This window comes from Sporosarcina sp. E16_3 (genome assembly GCF_017347125.1).
Taxonomy (GTDB): domain Bacteria; phylum Bacillota; class Bacilli; order Bacillales_A; family Planococcaceae; genus Sporosarcina.
In genome coordinates, this window is sequence record NZ_JADPRX010000064.1 from 1 (window position 1) to 3,488 (window position 3,488).

Annotated in this window: 2 protein-coding genes and 2 pseudogenes; all 4 read right to left on the reverse strand. The window is 42.1% G+C overall.

Annotated features, from left to right (window positions below; all coding sequences use genetic code 11):
* Positions 1 to 459, reverse strand: a pseudogene (locus I2483_RS18980) (exosporium glycoprotein BclB-related protein); the annotation flags it as partial.
* 545 nt (positions 460 to 1,004) lie between these two features.
* Positions 1,005 to 1,238 (reverse strand): annotated as a pseudogene (locus I2483_RS18985) (hypothetical protein); the annotation flags it as partial.
* Between the two features lie 327 nt (positions 1,239 to 1,565).
* Entirely contained in the window at positions 1,566 to 1,772 is a 207-nt protein-coding gene (locus I2483_RS18990) for a hypothetical protein (RefSeq protein ID WP_207278624.1), read from the reverse strand.
* An 18-nt stretch (positions 1,773 to 1,790) separates the two neighbouring features.
* Complete coding sequence (locus I2483_RS18995) at positions 1,791 to 3,248, reverse strand: NCS1 family transporter (protein WP_207278625.1); 1,458 nt, start codon at positions 3,246 to 3,248, stop codon at positions 1,791 to 1,793.
* Positions 3,249 to 3,488: the final 240 nt, after the last annotated feature.

Here is a 3,488-nt window from a genome sequence, read left to right on the forward strand (position 1 = left end):
TCCGGTTGCGCCTGTTGCACCATTTTCTCCTGTTGCTCCGGTTGTTCCGATTGGGCCTATATCACCTGTTGCTCCGGTTGATCCGGTTGCACCAGTATCGCCTGTTGCTCCGATTGTTCCGGTCGCCCCAGTCGCTCCAGTTTCACCTGTTGCACCAGTTTCACCTGTTGCCCCAGTTGATCCGGTTGCGCCTGTTGCACCATTTTCTCCCGTTTCTCCAGTTTCACCTGTTGCTCCGGTTGCCCCAGTTGATCCATTTTCTCCCGTTGCTCCAGTTTCGCCTGTTGCTCCGGTTGCTCCATTTTCTCCTGTTGTTCCGGTTGCACCAGTTGATCCGGTTGCCCCAGTATCTCCTGTTGCCCCGGTAGCTCCAGTGGAACCAGTAGCACCGTTAATGCCATCAACACCATTTCTTCCTGGAGGCCCAGCAGGTCCAGGTGGGCCTGTTGTACATTTCATTTTACGGAAACTGTTGTTATTACAAGGAACAATACACTTCCTATTATTACAACAATTTTTTTCATAGTTGTAAAATTTCATTTTTTCACCCCATTTCTATAACATCCTATTCGAGTAATAGAAGGGGGGACGGGCATTCAACTACGTGCATAAAATAATAGTTAAGTAAATGTGACATAAAGGAGGGGGATTTCTTTAATATTTATCCATATGGTGACAATGCACATCATAGCTATAAACAAATTTCCCCATTACTCCGCATACACCTTGTTGCATTCAACAACATTAGTTGCAGTTTGCGAGCTATATCGCCTTTTACTCTTTGATGTTTACTTCTACCTTTTGGTGTGTAACTACAGACATCCCGACTGAATCCCCTGTTATTTACAGGCTTTCTATTGGAACTATTAACATCATATTAATTACCGCTAAAACTCTTTTTTCCTTTATTTCTATGATGTGCAGGCGTACCGTTTTCTTCGATTGACGCAATCACTTCCTACAAAAGAGCATCTTGCTTCGTAAACACTTTATCAATATAAAAGTTAATTTATTTCATCCACTTCAATCCCTTCCTCACTAGCATCTACCAACTGTTTACGATTTTCAGTCTCATCCTCATTGATTTCAAATAGTTGAATAAATTCATTGATGACCATATCAATGGCCTTTGATTCACCGACAAGAATGGGTTGAATGGATTGAAACTCGGGTTGATCTAACTGTTGCTTAATGGTTGAACGCTTAAGATTCATTCGCTCTAAAAAAGAAAGGGCCCTCCATTGCGCCTACGACGATGACGTCCTTCTCTCTTAACATCTTCATCTCTCATTCATAAACCATCTTTCTGTGTATACATTTGTATAAACATTATCATTACATGTATTGTATACATCCATATACAATACGCCGATATAATCAGCTAGTTATTCCTAATTAAAACATAGAAAAAAGACACCCCGTTCACCTCTACATTTCTTACAAAATTGATACTTTAAAATAGGCCAACCATTTGCCAAAGAAGACAAAAGAACAACATTAAAACTCTATTCTAGTAGGTAATAGAATAGAGTTTTCGCCACTTCATATTAAATTGACATTCCTTACTACAACTGCGTTTGTTCTTGGAGCTTTGCCGCAAGATATTTACGCGCATCGGCGGTCAGAATCTGCAAACAAACTTCTTCTTCCTGCCGTTCAAACTCGACAAACATCCCGCTTAAATTTTCATACACATAATGGACTTTAAAGCCCCTCTCTAAATAGTCATCTACTTGTTTCATTTCATCCATACTTAGTAAATGATCCGACATACATCCACCTCGCTTTTCTTATTCAGCACCTTTTGCTTCGATTTCTTGCACGACGATATCGTCCCAATCGTGACCAACTGTAATACCTAAATACTTGGCGTCACTAGGATCGTTAAGTTCGGCTTGCGGGTACTTTTTAAACCACCAATATTTCGCCAATACATAGTACACAATTGCCCCTACGAAAAAGCCCACTAATGCAGAATACGTTGGGAACATATTCGCTAAGGCTCCACCGATCACCCAAGCAATTAACCCCGCTAAGTTAAAGCCATTCATATACTTATATTGTCCGTCTAATTCATATAGATCTTTTACGTTCACTCGACGTTTACGGATTAAATAATAGTCTGCGAATAATATCCCTACAATTGCTGTTAAAATACCACCAATGATTAATAGCGCATCTACTAAGACGCCAAATAAGCTCCACGGCTGTGCTAAAATCCCAATAACCCCCGCGATTATTACAGCAGCCCCGAATGGAACTTTTGGTCCACCAATGTTTGAGAATATCGTTGCCGCAGGAATAACGTTTGCGGACGTGTTTGTAGACCATTGCGCTAACACAATCATTAGCAATAAAATCCCTAACACAATTCCACTTGCACTTTGCTGCAAGGCATTTATCGGATCAGCAGATGCTACTGCCATATAGGCCACTGCACCTATGGTTACGATAAATGTATTGGTAATCGGCATCACAATCAAAGAGCCAACTAACTGCGTCTTATTACGCTTGAACCAATTGCGTTCATTTTTTGGTGCTTTAAAGAATCTGGATAGTGTTGGCATATCAGCTGCTAACGTTGCCCAGAACCCCATGTTCGCCATCATCACAACCATGAATGCTGTAAAAGCTGCCATTCCTGTTGTCGGTAACTCCATCCAAGTCCACACATCTTTGCCTGAAGCCGTAGCTTGATCCGCAAGCGTAATGTACATCCAGCACGATATTAAAATAATAACCGGCGCAGCAAAATCCGCAAAGCGCTCAATGGATTTAATGCCTAGCGATGTGTTAAATAACTGTAATGCCGCAAAAACAAGGAAGCATATAAACCAATTATTAAAGTCGAATAATAAATTCAAAATCCCATTGATGGCCATTGCACCAAAATAGGTGTTCAGCCCGAACCAACAAGCAGCTGTCACCCCACGAACGAGCGACGGTATATGCGTGCCAATTGTGCCAAATGGGGCACGCATATAAACCGGGAAGGACAAGCCGTGTTCAATTCCAATATCACCGATTAACGTCATCAATATGCCTATTAATACGGAACCTATCAAAGTCGCTAAAATGACCATCGGCAATGACAAACTAATAATACCTGATCCGCCAATTGCAAAGGCGGCTAAAACGATAGCCATTCCTATCCAAATCACTGCAAAACCAAATGTCCCGATACTCCTTTTTTGATGTGTCACTGGAAGTAAATCTGGTGATTTTAAATAATCTCCACCATTCGCCATACATGTCTCTCCCTTATAGTAGATTTCCAGTTTACAAAGAAAAGCGGAAGGCGCCGTCAAATGAACACAGCCTAAGTTCGCCACGTCGTGTGGCAACGGCTGCGTGACCTACATCCTGTAGGCCCGCGACAGGCATAAGTCGATCCAGCGACGTGGCGGTCTTTGCCACATAGCTGGATTGCTTATGACCCGAGCGGCTGGCGCCTGGAGTCTAGACACTGCTCCAAGTCTAAAAACGTA